The following is a 19649-nucleotide window of genomic DNA, read 5'->3' on the forward strand; positions in this document are numbered from 1 at the left end:
GACCCACACTCACCCGTCGTGAGGCGCTCGCCGGCGCCGGCATGGTCGCCGCCGCCGGCGCCGTCGGGGTGACCCTGCTCGCCGAACCCGCCCCCGTGTGGGCGAACCCGGTGCACCCGGTGGCCGACGACCTCGACGTCTACGTGATCGTCACCGACGGCATGCGGCCCGACGAACTCAACCCGGCCCAGGCGCCCACTTTGCACCGATGGGCCACCGAGGGGACGCGGTTCACCGACGCCTCCTCCGTGATGATCGCCGAGACCCTGCCCAACCACGCCGCCATGGTCACCGGGGTGCTGCCCGCGCGCAACGGGGTGCCCGCGAACGCCATCTGGGACCACGCGATCGGGGACGAGAGGACCCTCGACCGGCCCGACGACCTGCGGGCGGCCACCGTGCTGGACCGCATCCGCACCGAGGCGGGTCTGACCACCGCGAGCGTGCTCAGCAAGGACTACCTACACGGCCTGTTCGGTGGCCGCGCGAGCGTGCAGTGGGCACCCTTCCCGCTGGTGCCGGTCACCGACCACTCGCTCGACTGGTTCACCGTCGAGGCCCTCAAGCAGACCATCACCGACCACGCCCCGCGGATGACGTTCGTCAACCTCGGCGACATGGACCGCTTCGGCCACATGGACCTGTCCGGCACCTCACTGCGACTGGCCCGCAACCAGGCGGTGTACAACTCGGACCACAAACTCTGGGACCTCGAGCAGTTCCTGCGGTCCACCGGCCGGTGGGAACGGTCGGTGCTCATCGTGCTGGCCGATCACGGCATGGACTGGTCGGAGCCGCTGCGCCTCATCAGTGCCGCCGGCGCGATCGACGCCGACCCCGCGCTGCGCGGCCGCGTCGGGATCGCCCAGAACGGGGGCGCCGACACCTTCGCCCACCTCGGCCCCGCCGGAGAGCGCGAGGCGACCCTGGCGCGCCTGCGTGAGGTCGTCGGCGCGCTCCCGGGCGTCAACCGCCTCTACGACCCGGCCGAACTCGCCCTGGGCGAGCGCGGTGGCGACCTCGTGGCCACCTGTCACCCGGGATGGCGGTTCTCCGACCCCACCCCGTTCTCCAACCCCATCCCCGGCAACCACGGGCACGAGGTCACCCTCGGCATCCCGTTCTTCATCGCCGGCGGGCACCGGATCGTACGCCGGGGGCAGGTCGTCGACCGCCCGGTGCGCACCCTCGACGTGGCGCCGACGGTGGCCCGGCTGTTCGGACTCGACCACTCCGGGATGGACGGGCGCCCGGCGCTCGAGGCGTTCCACCTATGAGACGCCCGGGGCCGCCCGCCCCGGGTACTACTCGGCTGCGGCCCCGGCCGGGGCGGCCTGGCCGCGCTGGACCGGCTTGGCGTCGATGCCGGACTCCTTGCGCTGCTGGGTGGTGATCGGCGCGGGAGCGTCGGTGAGCGGGTCGACCCCGCCGCCGGACTTGGGGAAGGCGATGACGTCGCGGATGGACTCGGTTCCGGCCAGCAGCGCACAGATGCGGTCCCAGCCGAAGGCGATGCCACCGTGCGGGGGGGCGCCGTAGGAGAAGGCGTCGAGCAGGAACCCGAACTTCTCCTGCGCCTCCTCCTGCGAGATGCCCATGACGCCGAAGACCCGCTCCTGGACGTCCTTGCGGTGGATACGGATCGACCCGCCACCGATCTCGTTGCCGTTGCACACGATGTCGTAGGCGTAGGCCAGGGCCGATCCCGGATCGGTGTCGAACGTGTCGAGGTGCTCGGGCTTGGGCGAGGTGAACGCGTGGTGCACGGCGGTCCACGCACCCGAACCGACGGCCACATCGCCGGCGGCGGTGGCGTCGTCCGCGGGCTCGAACATCGGGGCATCGACGACCCAGGTGAACGCCCACTTGGTGGGGTCGATCAGTCCGAGCTTCTCGGCGATCTCACCGCGTGCCGCACCGAGGAGAGCGCGGGTGGACTTGACCGCTCCCGCGCCGAAGAAGATGCAGTCCCCCGGCTCCGCGCCGACGTGCGCGGCGATCCCGGCGCGCTCGGAATCCGACAGGTTCTTGGCGACGGGGCCGCCCAGCTCGCCGTCCTCACCGACGAGGATGTAGGCCAGCCCCTTGGCGCCGCGCTGCTTGGCCCACTCCTGCCAGGCGTCGAGCTGGCGACGCGGCTGCGACGCCCCGCCCTTCATGACGACCGCGCCGACGTACGGCGCCTTGAACACCCGGAACGGGGTGTCGGCGAAGAACTCCGTGCACTCGACCAGTTCGATGTCGAACCGCAGGTCGGGCTTGTCCGAACCGTAGCGACGCATCGCCTCGTCGTAGGTCATCCGCGGGATGGGGGTCGAGATCTGATGCCCGGCGGTGGCCCACACCTCGGTGAGGATCTCCTCGGCCACGGCGATCACGTCGTCCTGGTCGACGAAGCTCATCTCCACGTCCAGCTGCGTGAACTCCGGCTGGCGGTCGGCGCGGAAGTCCTCGTCCCGGTAACAGCGCGCGAGCTGGTAGTACTTCTCCATCCCGGCCACCATGAGCAGCTGCTTGAACAGCTGCGGTGACTGCGGGAGGGCGTAGAACGTCCCCGGCTGCAGGCGCGCGGGCACGAGGAAGTCACGCGCCCCCTCGGGGGTCGAGCGGGTCAGCGTGGGAGTCTCGATCTCCACGAAGTCGTGGCGCGCCATGACGTTGCGGGCGGCGGCGTTGACCTTCGACCGCAGGCGCAGTGCGGCGCCCGGGCCCTCGCGCCGCAGGTCGAGGTAGCGATGGCGCAGACGCGCCTCCTCACCGACCTCGTCGTCCAACTGGAACGGCAGGGCAGCGGCCTCGCCGAGGACCTCGAAGGAGGTCACGTCAATCTCGACCTCACCCGAGGCGAGGTTGGGGTTCTCCGAGCCCTCCGGGCGGCGGTCCACCACGCCGGTCACGGCGACGCAGTACTCGTTGCGGAGGCGGTGTGCGCGCTCGGCGACCTCCTCGGAACGGAACACCACCTGGCACACGCCGGTCGCGTCGCGGAGGTCGACGAAGATGACCCCGCCGTGATCCCGGCGGCGCGCGACCCAGCCGGCCAGGGTGATGGTCTCCCCTGCATCGGCGGCTCGGAGCTGGCCGGCGGAATGGGTGCGCAGCACTGCGGTTGTCCTCTCGTCGGGAAAAGGTGTGCGGTCGGCGAACACCAGAGCGGACCCACCGCGTCGTGAGCGGTCGGCCCCGGGTTCGGACGAGGCACAGTCTACGTCCACCCGCGGGCGTTCCCCGTGTCGGCTGTGACGGCGTACCGCCGGCCCATACAGTGATCCGACAAGCACCGTGGTGGTGCGGCGTGCCCGGGTGGACCGGCGGCCCCGCGGACGAGAGGCGGCGACATGACGTTCCGGCAGGGCGGGCGACTGGACACCAGCGGGGTCTCCGGCGGGGGCCGAGGGGGTCGCCGTCGGTGGGGGTGTCGGCGGCCTCGTCGTCGTCGTCATCGCGTTGTTCCTCGGCGTCGACCCCGGCCAGCTCGGACTCGACGGCGATGGCACGGACCCGGGCGCCACCGGCGGCCGGGCACAGACCTCCGACTCGGCGCAGCAGTTCCAGGCCCACATCGACCAGTGCGACCTGCAGCAGGCCAACACCGACACCATCTGCCGCGTCGTCGCCACCACCGAGAGCCTCGAGGACGTGTGGAACACACAGTTGCCCGACCAGATCGGGATGCGCTGGGTCCAGCCCCACACCACCATCTTCACCGGTGCCGTCGACACCGGATGCGGTGGCGCCTCCTCCGACATCGGACCGTTCTACTGCCCGGCCGACGAGAACGTGTACATAGACCCCGCGTTCTTCGACCGGGTCCTCGTGGGCCAACTCGGGGGGTCACCCTCCGGTGCGGCGCAGATGTACGTCGTCGCCCACGAATTCGGCCACCACCTGCAGACCATGCTCGGCGACATCCGCCGGTCGCAGCAGGACCCGCAGGGCCCCTCCTCGGGTGCGGTCCGGGTCGAACTCCAGGCCGACTGCTACGCCGGGCTGTGGGCCCATTACGCCACCTCGACCCCGGCGCCCGACGGCGGCCCGCCGCTGCTAGAGAGACTCACCGGGAGCGACGTCGACGCGATCATCCAGACCGCCGAGGCGATCGGCGACGACCACATCCAGCGCTCCGGCGGCGCACGCGTCGACCCGGGCTCGTGGACCCACGGGTCGTCGGAGATGCGCCGACAGTGGTTCCTGACGGGCTACGAGCAGGGCTCGATGCAGGCTTGCGACACCTTCCGCGCACAGCTCTGAGGCGCACAGCTCTGAGGCGCCCGGCTCTGGCGCGCGTAGCCCTGACGCGTGGGCGGGGCCCCGGTCGGTCAGTGCGGCCGGACCGCCGGGGTCACCGGGCGACGGCCCTGCTGACGTGGTCGACGAGACCCTCCAGCGGCACCGGCTCCTGCTCGCCGGTGGCCATCGTCTTGACGACGGCCGTCGAGGTGGCCAGTTCGTTCTCCCCGACGACGACGGTGACCGCCGCTCCGGAGCGGTCCGCGGCCTTGAAAGCGCCTTTCATGCCGCGGTCCCCGTACGCCATGTCCGCGCGGAGCCCGCTGCGGCGGAACTCGGCGAGGACGGGAACCAGAGTCGCCTTGGCCTGCGCGCCGAGAGCCACCGCGTACACGTCGACGCGCCCCTCGGCCGCCGGGTCGATCCCCTCGGCCTGCAGTGCCAACACCGTGCGGTCCACACCGATACCGAACCCGATGCCGGACAGCGCCTGGCCGCCGAGCTGTTCCATCAGGCCGTCGTAGCGGCCACCGCCACCGATCCCGGACTGGGCGCCGAGGCCGTCGTGCACGAACTCGAAGGTCGTCTTGGTGTAGTAGTCCAGGCCCCGCACCATGCGGGGATTGACCTCGTACGCGACGCCCAGCGCGTCCAGGTGCGCCCGAACGGTCGCGAAGTGCTCGGCGCTCGCGTCCGACAGGTGATCGATCATCAGAGGAGCGCCCTCGAGCTGGGCACGCACCTCGGGGCGCTTGTCGTCCAGGACGCGCAGCGGATTGACCCGAGCGCGTTCCCGCGTCGCCTCGTCGAGGTCCAGCCCGGTGAGGAAATCCTGGAGCCGTTCCCGGTAGTCGGGGCGGCACGTCTCGTCCCCGAGTGATGTGAGCTCGAGGCGGAACCCGGTGAGTCCGAGGGAGCGGAACGCCTCGTTCGCCACGGCGATCACCTCGGCGTCCAGGGCCGGGTCGTCGACGCCGATCGCCTCGATGCCCACCTGCTGGAGCTGGCGGTACCGCCCGGCCTGGGGGCGCTCGTACCGGAAGAAGGGGCCCGCGTAGCAGAGCTTGACCGGGAGCTGGCCCCGGTCCAGCCCGTGTTCGATCACCGCACGCATGACCCCGGCCGTGCCCTCGGGGCGCAGGGTGACGCTCCGGCCGCCCCTGTCGGAGAACGTGTACATCTCCTTGGACACCACGTCCGTCGACTCCCCCACGCCGCGCGCGAACAACGCCGTGTCCTCGAAGATCGGCAACTCGACGTGCCCGTACCCGGCGCGACGGGCGGCGGTGGTGATGGCGTCCCGGACCGTCACGAACCCGGCGGACGCCGGAGGCACGTAGTCGGGAACACCCTTCGGTGCCTTGAGTGCGGTCTTCTTGACGTTGCCGGTCACTGGTGAGGCGTCCTTGGGTCTCGAGGGGCGGGTGGGGTGGTGGGTCTAGAGGTCGCGTAGGAACGGATTCGACCGACGCTCACGACCGATGGTCGTGGACGGCCCGTGCCCGGGCAACACGACGGCGTCGTCGTCCAGGACGAGGAACTTCTTGGCGATGGACTGCATGAGCACCTCGGCGTCCCCCGCCGGCAGATCGGTGCGTCCCACACCGTCCTGGAACAGTACGTCCCCACCGAGCACGACCAGCCGGGGTCCGTCCTCGGTCTGCACGGTGATCCGGAACGAGACCGAGCCGGGGCTGTGACCCGGGACGTGGTCCACGTCGAAGGTCATCGACCCGATGGTGAGGGTGTCGCCGTCGAACACCTCGATGACCTCGGCCGGCTCCGTGAAGGTGACGCCCTTGAGCATCGCCGACAGGTCGAGTGAGAGACCCTTGCCCGGATCGGAGAGCATCTCGCGGTCCTCGGGGTGGATGTAGGCGGGAACCCCGTAGTGATCCGCCACCTGCCGCGCGTTCCAGATGTGGTCGAGGTGCCCGTGCGTGAGCAGCACCGCGCGGGGCCGGAGCCCGGCCTCGGAGATCTGACGGCGGACCTGTTCCTCCGCGTCCTGCCCCGGGTCGACGACCACACAGTCGCCCGCGTCGTCCGCCACGATGTAGCAGTTGGTCTGGAACATCCCGGCGGGGAAACCGACGATCTGCACGTCCCGTACTCCCTTTCTCGACACTGTCGGCGCCGTTCGGCGCCCGGTGCCGGGCAACGGCGCCCGACACCGGAGTGGCGTTCGGCCGTCACTACCCGACCTGGTAGACAAGGACCCTGGGCTGGACCGCCGCGTGGGGCTCTTCACGGAGCCCCACCGTACGGGTCCGCCCGTGGAGTCCCAGCCTAGTCCAGGTCCCCAGGAGGGTCAGTGTCCACAAACCAGGAACGCCGAGCCGAGGCGCGCCAACGTCTGCGTGAGCAGATGGAGGCGCAGGCGCGCCGCGAGAAGCAGCTGAAGATCGCCGGTGCCTCGGTCGTGGTGGTGGTCCTCCTCGGCATCGTGGGCGTCGTGGTCTGGAACAAGGCGGAACAGTCCCGCGCCGAGCAGTACGCCGCCGACTGGGTGTCCTGCGAGTACCCGCAGGACACCAGTCCCATGGAGAAGGTCGACCCGGCGGAGTTCGAGGACCAGGGGCCCGAGATCGTCGCCGAGGCGCGTCGTTTCAACGAGCAGGTCGACGAGATCGAGGAGTCCAAGCGCGAGATGGACCCCCCGACCGGGGACCAGCCCAGGAGAGGGACGGCCGAGATCGTGGTGACCACCGGTAGCGGCGAGATCCCCCTGACGCTCGATCGTGAGGGCGCCCCCTGCAACGTCGCGAGCTTCGTGCACCTCGCCGAGCAGGAGTACTTCGACGACACCGAGTGCCATCGACTGACGCAGGGCGGGGAGGGTTCGCAGCTCTCGGTCCTGCAGTGTGGTGACCCCACGGGGACCGGGCTCTCGGGCCCCGGGTACTCGATCGTGGACGAGCCGCCCACCGACCTCCCCGTGGCCGAGGACGGTTCGGGGATGTCGGTCTACCCGCGCGGCACCGTCGCCATGGCCAAGTCGCAGGCGCCGAACAGCGCCGGGAGTCAGTTCTTCCTCGTGTACGAGGACTCCATGCTGCCGCCCGAGTACTCCGTGATGGGCACGATCGGCGAGTCCGGTCTGGAGGTCCTCGACGAGATCGCCGATGCCGGGACGAAGAGCGACGACCAGAGCGATCCGGACTACGAGGCACCACGCCGTCCGGTGGTCATCGAGAAGGTCACGGTCGGCGCCCAGGAGGGCCTGCCCGAGGCCTGAACCCGTAGCACCCGGCCGTGAGCACCGGCCCCGGCCTCTCGGCCGGGGCCGCGTCGTCCCACCGGGTCCGCGTGGACCCACCGGGCCCGCGTGGACCCACCGGGCCCGCGAAGGGCGGCCGCGGAGGGGTCGGTCAGCCGCGGAGGGGTCGGTCAGCCGCGGAGGGGTCGGTCAGTTCGAGGTCATCCGGTAGACGTCGAAGACGCCTTCGACCTTGCGGACCGCACCGAGGACGTGACCGAGGTGTTTGGGGTCGGCCATCTCGAAGGTGAACCGGGAGATCGCCACCCTGTCATCGCCCGCGGTCTGCACCGACGCGGACAGGATGTTGACCTTCTCATCGGCCAGGACCTTGGTGATGTCGGACAGCAGACGGTGACGGTCGAGGGCCTCCACCTGGATGGCCACGAGGAACACCGCACCCGGCTGGGGCGCCCATTCGACCTTGACCAGTCGCTCCGGCTCCCTGTGCAGGTCGGAGGCGTTGGTGCAGTCGGTGCGGTGCACGCTGACGGAGCCGCCGCGCGTGATGAAACCCAGGACCTGGTCCCCCGGCACCGGGGTGCAGCAGCGGGCGAGCTTGGCGTGGACGTCTTCCACACCGCCCACGAGTACGCCGGCCCCGGAGGTGGTGGGGCGGGGCGGGGTCATGGTCTTGTCACGTGACCGGTCGGCGAGTTCCTCGGTGACCTCGTCCACGCCGCCGTGGGCGGCGATGAGACGACCGACCACGGTCTTGGCGGAGACGTGGTTCTCCCCGATCGCCGTGTAGAGAGCGGTGACGTCGGCGAATCCGAGCTCGCGGGACACGCCGGCGAGCGACTCATTGGAGAAGATGCGGTGGACGGGGACCCCGCCCCGGCGGACCTCACGGGTGATGAGGTCCTTGCCCCGCTCCAGTGCCTCCTCGCGGCGCTCCTTCGCGAACCATTGCCGGATCGAGCTCTTGGCGCGGCCGGAGACCACGAACTTCTGCCAGTCCAGGCTGGGGCCGGCATTGAGGTCCTTGGAGGTGAAGACCTCCACAACCTCGCCGTTCTCGAGCGGGCGCTCGAGGGCGACGAGCTTTCCGTTGACCCGCGCCCCGATGCAGCGGTGGCCGACCTCGGTGTGGACCGCGTAGGCGAAGTCCACGGGTGTGGCACCGACCGGAAGGTTGATGACGTCTCCCTTGGGGGTGAAGACGAAGATCTCCTTGCTGGTCATCTCGAAGCGCAGGGAATCAAGGAACTCGCCGGGATCGGCGGCCTCACGCTGCCAGCTGAGCAGTTGCCGCATCCACGCCATCTCGTCGACCTCGGCGGGGTCGCCGTTGTGCTTGCCGCGGGTCTCCTTGTAGCGCCAGTGCGCCGCGATGCCGTACTCCGCGTTGCGGTGCATCTCGTGGGTGCGGATCTGGATCTCGAGGGGTTTGCCGTCGGGTCCGATCACGGTGGTGTGCAGCGACCGGTACACGCCGAAGCGGGGCTGGGCGATGTAGTCCTTGAACCTCCCCGGCATCGGCTTCCACGTGGAGTGGACGACCCCGATCGCGGCGTAGCAGTCGCGCACGTCCTCGCACAGGACACGAATGCCCACGAGGTCGTGGATCTCGTCGAACTCCCGACCGCGCACGATCATCTTCTGGTAGATCGACCAGTAGTGCTTGGGTCGGCCCTCGACCCGCGCCTGGATGTGCGCCTTCTCGAGGTCCGCCCTGACCCGGTTGGTCACCGTTTGCAGGTAGACGTCGCGGCTGGGGGCCCGGTCGGCCACGAGCCGCACGATCTCCTGGTACTTCTTCGGCTCGAGGATCGCGAAGGCGAGGTCCTCGAGTTCCCACTTGATGGTCGCCATCCCCAGCCGGTGCGCGAGCGGGGCGATCACCTCGAGGGTCTCCCTCGCCTTCTTGACCTGCTTCTCGGGCGGGAGGAACCGCATCGTGCGCATGTTGTGCAGGCGGTCGGCTACCTTGATCACCAGGACGCGCGGGTCGTGTGCCATCGCGATGATCATCTTGCGGATGGTCTCCGCCTCGGCGGCCTCGCCGAACTCGACCTTGTCCAGCTTGGTGACGCCGTCCACGAGGTGGGCGACCTCACCGCCGAAGTCCGCTTCCAGCTGGTCTAGTGAGTACGCGGTGTCCTCCACCGTGTCGTGCAGCAGCGCCGCCACGAGGGTGGTGGTGTCCATCCCCATCTCCGCGCAGATGGTCGCCACGGCGAGTGGGTGGGTGATGTAGGGATCGCCGGATTTGCGGTAGACGCCCTCGTGCTGCTTCTCCGCGAGGGTGTACGCGCGGGCCAGCAGACCGACGTCGGCCTTGGCGTGGTGTATCCGGTGGACGCGCACCAACGGTTCGAGAACCGCCGGTGTGGAGGTGACGGTCAGCCCCGAGGTGAGGCGGCGAGCCCATCGCGCACGCACCCGTCGACCGGCGGACGGGCGGTTGCCCGGGATCACGGGGAGCGGTTGGGTCGAGGGCTGGGGTGTCGCGGGCTGGGGTGTAGACGACTGGGGCGTAGAAGTCTGGGGTGACGAGGACTGGGGAATCGAGGGCTGCGGGGTCGAGGGCTGGGGCTGAGCCATCTGTCCGGGTCGCGCGCCCCCGTCCGGCTGCCCGGCGGGGTCCTGCCGTTGTGTCATCTCCGGCTCCTCCCTCCAGTTCCGGGCCGTCAGGAACGGCCGACGGTCACGCGACCGTGAGGCAGGTCAGCGGTGTGGCGGCCAGTCTATCCCGCCCCCCGAGGCCGGGGACCTCGAGCACCACGGACAGCCCCACGACGATCGCTCCGCAGTCCTCGAGTAGACCGACCGCTGCGGTGAGCGTCCCCCCTGTGGCGAGGACGTCGTCGACGACGAGGACGCGCTTCCCGCTGAGGTCGAGCCCGTCCGCGGGGAGTTCCAACGTGGCGGCGCCGTACTCGAGCTCGTAGGAACGCGAGTGCACCGGGGGCGGGAGCTTGCCGGCTTTGCGGATCGCGAGGATGCCGGTGTGCAGGCGTACGGCCGCTGCGCCGGCCAGCAGGAACCCGCGGGCGTCGAGTCCGGCGACGTAGTCCACGCTGCCGATCTCGTGTCCGGCGATGAGCCCGGCCACGACGGCGTCGAAGCCGTCGGCGTCAGCGAGGACCGGGGTGAGGTCACAGAACTGGACCCCCGCGGACGGGAAGTCCTCGACGCGACGCATCAGCCGCTCCACGGCAGAGCTGATCGCCGGTGAGACGGGGGTGAGGGCAGGTTCGGTCATGCGGCGGCCTCGGCCTTCTCGCGTCGGGCCAGGACCTTGGCGGTCTGGCGGCGGATCTCTGGATCGCGGTTCTTGAGGGACACCAGCAGGGGTGTGGCGAGAAAGACCGAGGAGAAGGTGCCGGTGATGATGCCGACCATCTGCACGAGCGCCAGGTCCATCAGGGTGCCCACACCGAGAATCCACACGGCGATCACGACCAGCGCCAGCAAGGGCAGCACGCCGATGATCGTGGTGTGGATCGAGCGCATGAGGGTCTGGTTGACACCCAGGTTCGCCTCTTCGGCGTAGGTGCGGCTCGCGGTGTGTCTGATGCCCCGGGTGTTCTCCTCGACCTTGTCGAACACGATCACCGTGTCGTACAGGGAGAAACCGAGAATGGTCAGGAGTCCGATCACGGTGGCGGGGGTGACCTCGAAGCCGACGAGCGAGTAGACGCCGGCGGTGGTCAGCACGTCGAACAGCAGGGCGACGATCGCTGCGGTGGCCATCCGCCATTCGAAGCGGAAGGCGATGTAGCCGAAGACGATGACGAGGAAGACGCCGAGGGCGATCAGTGCGTTCTCGGTGACCTGACCTCCCCAGCTCTCCGAGCGCGCGGAGTCGCCGATAGCCTCCACCGAGGCGTCTCCGTCGGCCGTGACCGGCTGGAACTCCTCGTAGAGCGCGTTTTTGGCCGCGCGGATCTCATCACTGGTGAGGAACCGCGTCTCCACCTCGACGATGCGGGCGTCCCCGGCTCCGACGATCTGGACCGTCTGGGGTTCCTCGCCCACGGACTCCTCGACCACCGCGGCCACGCGGCTCTTGTCGTGGTCGGCGGCGGGCATGGTGAGCTTGGTGCCGCCGGTGAAGTCGATGCCGAAGCTGAAGCCACGGAAGATGATGCTCGCCAGGCAGATGGCGACGATCACGGTGGTGAGGACGTAGAACCTCCGGCGGTTCGGGACGATGCCGAACGCCCCGGTCCCCGTGTAGAGCCGCGTGAACAGACTGTCGGACCGGCCGGCGGGGGCGGCGGCGCCGCTCCCGGGCTCGGTGGTCGTGGGAGTGCTCATCGGCCCTCCTCCTCATCGGTGGCGGGACGCTCGGTGCGCGGTTCGGTGATGGTGTCGCCGCCCGGGCCGCGGATGGTCGCGGTGACCCCGCGGCCCTGGCCCTGCTCGAGATCGCTCTCGGTCTTCCGGTCGATGCGGCGCTGTTCCGCCGCGGCTGCCTGGAGGTTCTCCATCCGTCCCATCCCGTTCGCCCAGGTCTTGGCGAAGATGGGTTTGGTGGAGGCCAGGTAGACGAGTGGCCAGGTCACGGTGAACGCGACGAACACGTCCATGATGGTCGTGAGGCCGAGGGTGAACGCGAAACCGCGCACCTCGCCGCTGGCCAGCAGGTAGAGCACGACCGCTCCGATGAGACTGACCATGTTGCCGGTGACGATGGTGCGGCTGGCGCTCTTCCAGGCCCGTGGCACCGCGGATCTGAACCGGTGGCCGTCCCGCAGTTCATCCTTGATGCGCTCGAAGAACACGACGTAGGAATCGGCGGTCATGCCGATACCGATGACGAGCCCCGCGATTCCCGCGAGGTCGAGGCTGTAGTCGACGGTGTATCCGAGGAACACCAACAGGATATAGGTGAGCAGGAACGACAGGGCCAGCGAGATGAAGGCCAACACACCGAGCAGTCGGTAGAAGAAGGCGGAGTACGCCAGTACCAGCAGGAAGCCGATGGCCCCGGCGAGCAGGCCGGCCTCGAGCGACGCCAGACCGAGGGACGCCGGGACGTTGTCGACGTTGGGGTCCTCGAAAGAGATGGGCAGGGCGCCGTAGCGCAGGTTCGCGGCGAGGGAGGCCGCCTCGTCCGTGGTGAAGTCACCCGTGATGGACGTCGCCGAACCGACGGGCGTGACGCCCTGGACGACGGGCGCACTGATGACCTCGCCGTCGAGGACGATGGCGATCTGCCGCTGGAGGTTCTCCTGCGTCAGGCGCGACCAGGTGGCGCTGCCCTGCTCACCGGGCCCGGCGTTGAACCGGAACGAGACCTCGTTCTTGGCGGCCTGCTGGTTGAACCCCGAGCTGACGGAGTCCTTGACGATCTGTTGGCCGTCGAGGCGTCGACCGTCCTCGGGCTCGCCGATGAGCAACGGGACGGGACCGAGGACGTACTTCGCACCGTCACCACAGGCGATGAGGGCCTGGGACGGGTCGTCGAAGCCGGCCAGGACATCGCGCTCCGGGCAGCGGAACGTCGAGAGCGTCTGGGTGAGTTCCTGAGGGTCGCCCTGACGGACCTCGCGGGCCTCCTCGACCTCCCTGGCGACGGCGTCGCGGTCCCCCTTGGCGGCGGGCACGGGCTCGACGTCGCCCTCGGCGACGGGTTGGACCTGCAGCACGGGACGGATCGTCAGCTGTGAGGTGGTGCCGAGGTCACGGGCCTGGCTGGAGTCCTCACCGGGCACCGTGAGGACGATGTTGCTGCCCTCGATGACGACCGAGGTCCCGGCGACGCCGAGCCCGTCGACCCGGTCCCGGATGATGTCCTGGGCCAGTCGTAGGTCCGCCTCGTCGGGGTCTCCCTTGGGGATCAGCGTGACGCGGGTACCGCCCTGCAGGTCGATGCCCAGCTTCGGCGTCAGGCCGCGCTCGGCGACGGCGAAGGCGCCGAGGAAGAAGATGAACAGCACCAGGAAGAACGCGGACAGCAGCGCCCACGGTCTGGGGCGGGCGTCGGCGCCTCGAGGACGAGCTGGTGACACAGGTGATCTCTCTCGGTCTTCGTCTGGGGCCTCCGGCTGGAGGGCCCCATTACACTACTCGCCGGTCGTGGCCTACAGGGAATCCGCGGCACCGGTGCCGGTGTCGGCTCCGGGGGGCGTACCGGTGTCGATCTTCTCGCGGATGACGCGACGGTCCCACTGGGTGTGGACACCCTCCGCGATCTCCAGTTCCACGGTCTCGTCGCCGACGGAGACGATGGTCGCGCGGAGGCCCGAGGTGGTGAGCACGCGATCACCCGCCGTCAATGAGGCCTGCATCTCCCGCATGTCCTTCATCGCCCTGCGTTGTCTCGTGCTCTGCAGGACCATCAGCACGATCAGCACGACGATCATCAACGGCAGCAGCAGTTCCAGTCCCATTCGGGTCCTCCTGACATGGACCCGCCGGTTCCGGGTCGCTGGCGGGTCCGGGCTACGGACGGTCTCGTCCGAGGATGCCAGCCCGGGGCTCAGCCGCGCGCGCCGGGGCCCCGGTCGACCTCGACCGGCAGCATCGGCTGGCCGGCCGCGTTGTCGGAGCGGGTGAGCCCCAGGTGGTCCCACGCCGCGGCGGTGGCGATCCGCCCGCGCGGGGTGCGTGCGAGCAGACCGGCGCGGACGAGGAAGGGCTCGCAGACCTCCTCGAGGGTGGTGGACTCCTCCCCCACGGCCACCGCCAGAGTGCTCAGTCCGACGGGCCCGCCCTCGTGTTGGACGAGGAGCGCCCTCAGGACCGCGCGGTCGAGACGATCGAGCCCCAGCTCGTCCACTTCGTACACCTCGAGGGCGGCCCTGGCGACGGGCACGGTGATGCGACCGTCGGCCCGGACCTCGGCGAAGTCACGGACCCGCCGCAGGAGCCGGTTGGCGATACGGGGTGTGCCCCGCGACCGGCCGGCGATCTCCAGCGCGGCATCGGGCTCCACGGGGATCGCGAGGATGTCCGCGGCGCGGGTGACGATCCTGGCGAGGTCGGTATCCGTGTAGAAGTCCATGTGCGCGGTGAACCCGAACCTGTCGCGCAGCGGACCGGTCAGCGCTCCGGATCGCGTGGTGGCACCGACCAGGGTGAACGGGGCGATCTCCAGCGGGATCGAGGTGGCACCGGGCCCCTTGCCCACCATGATGTCGATCCGGAAGTCCTCCATCGCGAGATAGAGCATCTCCTCGGCCGGGCGCGCGATGCGGTGGATCTCGTCGATGAACAGCACGTCGCCCTCGATGAGGTTCGACAGCATCGCGGCCAGGTCGCCGGGTCGTTCGAGGGCGGGACCGGAGGTGATCCGCAGCGATCCACCGAGTTCGGCCGCGACGATCATCGCGAGACTGGTCTTACCCAGTCCGGGCGGCCCGGAGAAGAGCAGGTGGTCGGGCACGACCCCGCGGCGGGTGGCCGCGGTGAGCACGAGGTCCAGTTGCTCCCGGACCGTCTCCTGGCCGATGAACTCGCCCAGGCTGCGGGGTCGGAGGGCACCCTCGACGTCGGTGTCGAACGGGGTCGCGGACGCGGACAGCTCGCCCTCCCGGTCCGCCCCGTCGTCGACGTCGGGGGAATACCCGTCACCGGGCGCGTCGAACTGTCCCGCCATCAGCGCTTACCGAGTGATTTGAGGGCCAGCCGCAGGGCCTGCGCCGGGTCGAGGTCCGGTTCGGCGGCGAGCACCGCGGTGGCGGTCTTCTCGGCCTCCGCGGAGGAGAAACCCAGGCCCTCGAGTGCCTCTGCGACCTCGGTCGCAGCCGACCCGACGGTCGCGCCGCCCGGGACCCCCACGGAACCACCGTCCGCCACGGGCCCGACCTTGTCCTTGAGTTCCAGCACCATGCGTTCGGCGGTTCGCTTACCGACGCCCGGGACCCGGGTCAACGCCTTGACGTCCGCGGTTCCGAGAGCCCGGACGAGGGCCTCCGGCTCGAGGGTCGCGACGATCGCCAGCGCCAGTCGTGGTCCGACGCCGGATACGGTCTGGACGGTGAGGAACAACTGACGCGCGTCCACCGAGTCGAATCCGTACAGGGTCAATGAGTCCTCGCGGACGACCAGCTCGGTGTGGAGCATTCCTTCCGCGCCGCGGCGGAGGCCGGCGAGCGCCGCGGGGGTCGCGTGCACGAGCACCCCGACTCCCCCGGTCTCCACCACGCAGCGGTCCAGGCCGATCTCGGCCACGGTTCCCCGGATCGAGGCGATCACCAGCGCACTCCCTTCGTCCGCGCCATGCCCCGGGCCGCGGCCCGGGCGCGCTCCTGATCGGCGGCCGCGCCGCGACCACCGTGTGCGTTCGACGTGGCTGCGTCCCGCGCGGCCGCCACCTTCGACTCGAACCCGGCGCGGGACCGCGCGACGTGGCCGTCGAGCGCGGCGACCCGCCCCTGCATGGGGGCCCGCCAGCTGTGGCACACGGCCAGGGCGAGGGCGTCGGCCGCGTCCGCCGGGCTGGGGGGCTTCTGCAGGCCGAGGATCCGGGTGATCATCAGGGTCATCTGCTTCTTGTCCGCGCGCCCGCTGCCGGTGATGGCGGCCTTGACCTCGGAAGGCGTGTGGAAGGCCACCGGGATGTCGCGGTAGGCGGCGGCCAGTGCCACGACGCCTGCGGCCTGGGCCGTGCCCATGGCGGTGGAGACCTGGTTCTGGGCGAAGACCCGCTCGATGGCGACCACGTCCGGGCGGTGGATCTCCATCCACTCGTCCGCCACGGCGTGGACCGCCTGCAGGCGCCTCTCGAGTGGTTCCTGGGCGGTCGTCCGCACCACGTCCACGTCCAACGCCGTGACGGCCCGACCCGGCTCGGTCTCGATCAGCGCGAGCCCGCACCGGGTCAGTCCCGGGTCCACACCCATCACGCGCATAGCGACCTTTCGCCGACCAGTGGTAGAACCTACGTTCGAGACCCTACCAGTGGGCCGCCCGTCAGGCGTTGAGCGCCGCCAGCACGTCGTCCGGCACGTCGAGGTTCGAGTAGACGTTCTGGACGTCGTCGGAGTCCTCGAGCGCGTCGATGAGCTTGAAGACCTTGGTGGCACCGTCGGCGTCGACCGTCACCTCGACCGAGGCGCGGAACCCGGACTCGGCCGAGTCGTAGTCGATGCCGGCCTCCTGGAGCGCGGTGCGCACCCGGACGAGGTCGGTGGGTTCGCAGACCACCTCGAACTGCTCGCCCAGGTCGTTGACCTCCTCGGCCCCGGCCTCGAGTACGGCCATGAGGACGTCGTCCTCCTCGAGCTCACCCTTGTCCAGCACGATCTCGCCCTTGCGGGTGAACAGGTAGGCCACCGAACCGGGGTCGGCGAGGTTGCCGCCGTTGCGGGTCATCGCCGTGCGCACCTCGCCCGCGGCGCGGTTGCGGTTGTCGGTCAGACACTCGATGAGCAGGGCCACGCCGTTCGGGCCGTACCCCTCGTACATGATGGTCTCCCACTCGGCGCCGCCCGCCTCCTCACCGGCGCCACGTCTGCGCGCGCGCTCGACGTTGTCGCCCGGGACAGAGTTTTTCTTGGCCTTCTGGATGGCGTCGTAGAGCGTGGGGTTGCCGGCTGGGTCACCGCCGCCCGTACGGGCCGCCACCTCGATGTTCTTGACGAGCTTGGCGAAGAGTTTGCCGCGCTTGGCGTCGATCGCGGCTTTCTTGTGCTTGGTGGTGGCCCACTTGGAATGGCCTGACATGGGATGTTCCGCCCTCCGGGGGTGTGAAGTCCGGGCCGACGTCGGTTGGTGGCCCGGTGCGATGTGTCGCTGACTGGCCAGTCTACGAGGTCGACTGCCGCACCATGTCGACGAAGTACCGGTGAACGCGCACATCGTCGGTCACCTCGGGGTGGAACGAGGTCGCCAGGGCGTTGCCCTGCCGCACCGCGACCACGTGATCGTGGCCGTCGGAGGCGCGGACGCGGGCGAGTACCTCCACGTCGGGGCCCACCGTCTCGACCCAGGGTGCGCGGATGAACACGGTCCGGACCGGGTCGGCGCCGAGGGCGTCGACGACGAGGTCGGCCTCGAACGAGTCGACCTGCCGTCCGAAGGCGTTCCGTCGGACGGTCATGTCGATCGCGGAGAACCAGGTGGCGTCGGCCCGGGTGTCAAGGACGACCGACGCCAGCAGGATCATGCCCGCGCAGGAGCCGTAGACCGGCATGCCGCCGGAGATCCTCTCGGCCACCGGTTCGTACATCTCGTAGACGTCCAACAGCCGACTCATCGCGGTGGACTCCCCGCCGGGCAGGATGAGTCCGTCCACGCCGTCGAGCTCGGAGCGCCGGCGGACGGCCACGGCCCGCGCGCCGACGGACTCGAGGTGGCGGACGTGTTCGGCGACATCGCCCTGAAGGGCGAGGACACCGACGGTCGGGGCGTCCGTGCTCACTTCTTGGACGGGTCGTCGGTGGTGCTCACCGGGAACGACTGGGCTCCCGGTCGCAGGCGCCGGGACAGTCCCTCCTGAGTGACGGCGGCGACGAGCCTGCCGGAGCGGTCGAAGATCCGCCCCTGGGTGAGGGCGCGCCCCCCGAACGCCGACGGCGAGGTCTGGTCGTACAGCAACCAGTCATCGGCCCGGAAGGGGCGCATGAACCACATGGCGTGGTCGAGCGAGGCGTCCTGGGTGGGCTCGTCGGGGTGCGGGACCTTGGCCGAGCCCAACAACGTCATGTCCGACATGTACGCGAGTGTGCACACGTGGAAATTGGGGTCGTCCGGCAGCGTGTCGACGCTGCGGAACCACACCCGCTGCTGCGAGGCCAGCACCGAACTCGTCTCCAGGCGGTCCCGGGGGACGATCCGGATGTCCCACTGGGCCCATTCCTCCACGAAGACGCGGTGGGCCTCGTCGAGGTCGTCGATCGTCGGGACGTCGATCTCCTCGGGCCCCACGACCCGGGGCATCGAGTCCTGGTGCTCGATGCCCTCCTGGTCGACCAGGTGGAAGGAGGCCGACATGGAGAAGATCGGCTCCCCCTCCTGGATGGCGGTGACACGGCGGGTGGCGAAGCTGCGACCGTCCCGGAGGCGGTCGACCTGGAAGACGGTCGGCACGTCGGGGATGCCCGGCCGGATGAAGTACCCATGCAGGGAGTGGACGTGCTTGTCGGAGTCCACGGTCCGGACCGCGGCGACGAGGGTCTGACCGGCGACCTGGCCGCCGAAGGTCCGCTGCAGGTGCGTGCGGATGGCCGGTCCCCGGTAGAGGTCGCGGTCTATCCGCTCGATCTCGAGGATGTCCTCGATCTTCGCCACCGGCGGGTCACCAGCCCCGCTCGGCGAGCCGGTGGGGCTCGGGGATGTCGTCGACGTTGATGCCGACCATGGCCTCGCCGAGGCCGCGGGAGATGGTCGCGAGCATCTCCGGATCGTCGTGGAAGGTCGTCGCCTTGACGATCGCCTTGGCCCGCTCGGAGGGGTTGCCGGACTTGAAGATGCCGGAACCGACGAACACACCCTCGGCACCGAGCTGCATCATCATCGCGGCGTCGGCCGGGGTGGCGATGCCGCCCGCGGTGAACAGGACCACGGGGAGCTTGCCGGTCTCGGCGACCTCCTTGACCAGCTCGTACGGCGCCTGCAGCTCCTTGGCGGCCACGTACAGCTCGTCGGACGGCAGGCTCTGGAGCTTGCGGATCTGCTGGCGGATCTGGCGCATGTGGGTGGTGGCGTTGGAGACGTCGCCGGTGCCGGCCTCACCCTTGGAACGGATCATGGCCGCGCCCTCGGTGATCCGGCGCAGGGCCTCGCCGAGGTTGGTGGCGCCACAGACGAACGGCACGGTGAAGCCGAACTTGTCGATGTGGTTGGCGTAGTCGGCCGGGGTGAGGACCTCGGACTCGTCGACGTAGTCCACGCCGAGGGCCTGGAGGATCTGCGCCTCGACGAAGTGCCCGATGCGGGCCTTGGCCATCACGGGGATGGAGACGGCCTCGATGATGCCGTCGATGAGGTCGGGGTCGCTCATGCGGGCGACGCCGCCCTGGGCCCGGATGTCGGCGGGGACGCGCTCGAGGGCCATCACGGCCACGGCGCCGGCGTCCTCGGCGATCTTCGCCTGCTCGGCGGTGACGACGTCCATGATGACGCCGCCCTTGAGCATCTCGGCCATACCTCGCTTGACGCGTGCGGTTCCGGTGGTGTTCTCGCTGGACTGCGGGTCGCTCACGAAATAGGCCTTTCCTGGCTCAGACGACGTGTGACAGGGGTCCAGTGTAGGTCTCCCTCA

At 69.9% G+C, this 19649-nt stretch carries 17 protein-coding genes and 1 pseudogene; 3 read left to right on the forward strand and 15 right to left on the reverse strand.

Going from position 1 to position 19649, the window contains the following annotated elements:
* The coding region (locus tag J1M64_RS00925) for an alkaline phosphatase family protein (RefSeq protein ID WP_206472198.1) at positions 1-1277 on the forward strand (1277 nt) is incomplete at its 5' end.
* Between the two features lie 27 nt (positions 1278-1304).
* On the opposite strand, the gene aspS is transcribed toward J1M64_RS00925, so the two are convergent.
* Complete coding sequence (gene aspS, locus J1M64_RS00930) at positions 1305-3104, reverse strand: aspartate--tRNA ligase (RefSeq protein WP_206472200.1); 1800 nt, start codon at positions 3102-3104, stop codon at positions 1305-1307.
* Between the two features lie 234 nt (positions 3105-3338).
* Here aspS and J1M64_RS00935 point away from each other — a divergent pair.
* Positions 3339-4251: pseudogene (locus J1M64_RS00935) on the forward strand (neutral zinc metallopeptidase).
* Positions 4252-4342: 91 nt separating this feature from the next.
* On the opposite strand, the gene hisS reads toward J1M64_RS00935, so the two are convergent.
* A complete protein-coding gene (hisS, locus tag J1M64_RS00940; protein WP_132061302.1) occupies positions 4343-5623 on the reverse strand; it encodes a histidine--tRNA ligase in 1281 nt (426 codons plus the stop codon).
* A gap of 45 nt (positions 5624-5668) precedes the next feature.
* Complete coding sequence (locus J1M64_RS00945; protein WP_132061299.1) at positions 5669-6334, reverse strand: MBL fold metallo-hydrolase; 666 nt, start codon at positions 6332-6334, stop codon at positions 5669-5671.
* A gap of 210 nt (positions 6335-6544) precedes the next feature.
* Here J1M64_RS00945 and J1M64_RS00950 point away from each other — a divergent pair, with 210 nt between their 5' ends.
* A complete protein-coding gene (locus J1M64_RS00950; RefSeq protein WP_132061296.1) occupies positions 6545-7468 on the forward strand; it encodes a peptidylprolyl isomerase in 924 nt (307 codons plus the stop codon).
* 171 nt (positions 7469-7639) lie between these two features.
* On the opposite strand, the gene J1M64_RS00955 is transcribed toward J1M64_RS00950, so the two are convergent.
* From J1M64_RS00955 to pdxS, 12 genes are all read right to left on the reverse strand, one after another.
* A complete protein-coding gene (locus J1M64_RS00955) occupies positions 7640-10036 on the reverse strand; it encodes a RelA/SpoT family protein (protein ID WP_374220834.1) in 2397 nt (798 codons plus the stop codon).
* A 103-nt stretch (positions 10037-10139) separates the two neighbouring features.
* Entirely contained in the window at positions 10140-10697 is a 558-nt protein-coding gene (locus J1M64_RS00960) for an adenine phosphoribosyltransferase (RefSeq protein ID WP_163375819.1), read from the reverse strand.
* A complete protein-coding gene (gene secF / locus J1M64_RS00965; protein ID WP_206472204.1) occupies positions 10694-11755 on the reverse strand; it encodes a protein translocase subunit SecF in 1062 nt (353 codons plus the stop codon). Before secF ends, J1M64_RS00960 begins: the two co-directional genes overlap by 4 nt.
* A complete protein-coding gene (gene secD / locus J1M64_RS00970; RefSeq protein WP_374220830.1) occupies positions 11752-13452 on the reverse strand; it encodes a protein translocase subunit SecD in 1701 nt (566 codons plus the stop codon). Before secD ends, secF begins: the two co-directional genes overlap by 4 nt.
* Positions 13453-13524: 72 nt before the next feature.
* A complete protein-coding gene (gene yajC / locus J1M64_RS00975) occupies positions 13525-13833 on the reverse strand; it encodes a preprotein translocase subunit YajC (RefSeq protein WP_206472206.1) in 309 nt (102 codons plus the stop codon).
* A gap of 89 nt (positions 13834-13922) precedes the next feature.
* Positions 13923-15041, reverse strand: a complete 1119-nt coding sequence (ruvB, locus tag J1M64_RS00980) for a Holliday junction branch migration DNA helicase RuvB (RefSeq protein WP_241260928.1) — start codon at positions 15039-15041, stop codon at positions 13923-13925.
* A complete protein-coding gene (gene ruvA, locus J1M64_RS00985; RefSeq protein WP_206472207.1) occupies positions 15041-15640 on the reverse strand; it encodes a Holliday junction branch migration protein RuvA in 600 nt (199 codons plus the stop codon). Before ruvA ends, ruvB begins: the two co-directional genes overlap by 1 nt.
* Entirely contained in the window at positions 15637-16296 is a 660-nt protein-coding gene (locus J1M64_RS00990; RefSeq protein ID WP_206472208.1) for a crossover junction endodeoxyribonuclease RuvC, read from the reverse strand. Before J1M64_RS00990 ends, ruvA begins: the two co-directional genes overlap by 4 nt.
* 61 nt (positions 16297-16357) lie before the next feature.
* On the reverse strand, positions 16358-17110 hold the full coding sequence (locus J1M64_RS00995) for a YebC/PmpR family DNA-binding transcriptional regulator (protein ID WP_067717865.1): 753 nt from the start codon (positions 17108-17110) through the stop codon (positions 16358-16360).
* 82 nt (positions 17111-17192) lie between these two features.
* Entirely contained in the window at positions 17193-17807 is a 615-nt protein-coding gene (gene pdxT / locus J1M64_RS01000) for a pyridoxal 5'-phosphate synthase glutaminase subunit PdxT (protein ID WP_206472209.1), read from the reverse strand.
* The gene (locus J1M64_RS01005; RefSeq protein ID WP_119193229.1) at positions 17804-18676 is read right to left on the reverse strand and encodes an acyl-CoA thioesterase II; all 873 of its coding nucleotides are present in this window, start codon (positions 18674-18676) and stop codon (positions 17804-17806) included. The genes pdxT and J1M64_RS01005 overlap by 4 nt, the downstream gene beginning before the upstream one ends.
* 7 nt (positions 18677-18683) lie before the next feature.
* Positions 18684-19589 (reverse strand): pyridoxal 5'-phosphate synthase lyase subunit PdxS, encoded by a 906-nt coding sequence (pdxS, locus tag J1M64_RS01010; protein WP_120283374.1) that lies wholly within the window; start codon positions 19587-19589, stop codon positions 18684-18686.
* Between the last annotated feature and the right edge of the window lie 60 nt (positions 19590-19649).

Origin of the sequence: Dietzia sp. KRD202 (assembly GCF_017168155.1) — a bacterium.
GTDB classification, from domain to species: domain Bacteria; phylum Actinomycetota; class Actinomycetes; order Mycobacteriales; family Mycobacteriaceae; genus Dietzia; species Dietzia kunjamensis.

Coding starts and splice junctions, on each gene's coding strand:
- J1M64_RS00955 (WP_374220834.1), bottom strand. CDS start 10,036: ATGGCTCAGCCCCAGCCCTCGACCCCGCAGCCCTCGATTCCCCAGTCC.
- J1M64_RS00960 (WP_163375819.1), bottom strand. CDS start 10,697: ATGACCGAACCTGCCCTCACCCCCGTCTCACCGGCGATCAGCTCTGCC.
- secF (WP_206472204.1), bottom strand. CDS start 11,755: ATGAGCACTCCCACGACCACCGAGCCCGGGAGCGGCGCCGCCGCCCCC.
- yajC (WP_206472206.1), bottom strand. CDS start 13,833: ATGGGACTGGAACTGCTGCTGCCGTTGATGATCGTCGTGCTGATCGTG.
- ruvB (WP_241260928.1), bottom strand. CDS start 15,041: ATGGCGGGACAGTTCGACGCGCCCGGTGACGGGTATTCCCCCGACGTC.
- J1M64_RS00990 (WP_206472208.1), bottom strand. CDS start 16,296: ATGCGCGTGATGGGTGTGGACCCGGGACTGACCCGGTGCGGGCTCGCG.
- J1M64_RS00995 (WP_067717865.1), bottom strand. CDS start 17,110: ATGTCAGGCCATTCCAAGTGGGCCACCACCAAGCACAAGAAAGCCGCG.